This window comes from uncultured Shimia sp., assembly GCF_947498095.1.
Taxonomy (GTDB): domain Bacteria; phylum Pseudomonadota; class Alphaproteobacteria; order Rhodobacterales; family Rhodobacteraceae; genus Shimia.
In genome coordinates this window covers 1-518 of record NZ_CANMJE010000041.1, presented here as the reverse complement: position 1 = coordinate 518, position 518 = coordinate 1, and the positions used below count along the sequence as shown (strand labels likewise).

The following is a 518-nucleotide window of genomic DNA, read 5'->3' as shown; positions in this document are numbered from 1 at the left end:
GCAATCTGTTGTGGGGACCACTTCAGACGCAGCTTTCGGGCAATGAACCGGCACAGGGGTTCGTTGAATGAGAGTTTACAGGCTTTGGGACGTTTTGCGCAGTCCCAGGCTCGCTGATCTGAGCGCGCCGCGCGATAGGTCTGACGTCCGCCATTCCGGCCAACCTCGCGGCTGATTGTCGAAGGTGACCGGTTCAGGCTTTGTGCGATTGATCGAAACGACTGCTGTGCGACAAGCCCGCGAGAAATCTCCTCGCATTCCGTCAGGCTCAAAGCCCATCGCGACCGCCTGCGTTGCGGTGGGCGGATCCCACCAAATTGCGCCAAATGAGGGAAGATCGAAGACGACGCGCGATTGAAGTGACGCCCAATCGAACTCATTGATTCAACGCGTTGCCAGCGGTCCCAAATCTCTGCCTTCTGTTTGTCCGTATAAAACGTTCGCGTCCGGTACTTCATGATCAACACTCCATCTTTCCAAAAGATTAAAGTGTTACGTCGACCCGTTGAAACCGCCGG

The 518-nt window shown here is 55.8% G+C and carries 1 protein-coding gene; it reads right to left on the bottom strand.

Annotated elements, in window-relative coordinates:
• On the bottom strand, positions 1-458 hold a 458-nt coding region (locus tag Q0932_RS20470; RefSeq protein ID WP_299357114.1), incomplete at its 3' end, for a helix-turn-helix domain-containing protein.
• Positions 459-518 lie beyond the last annotated feature (60 nt).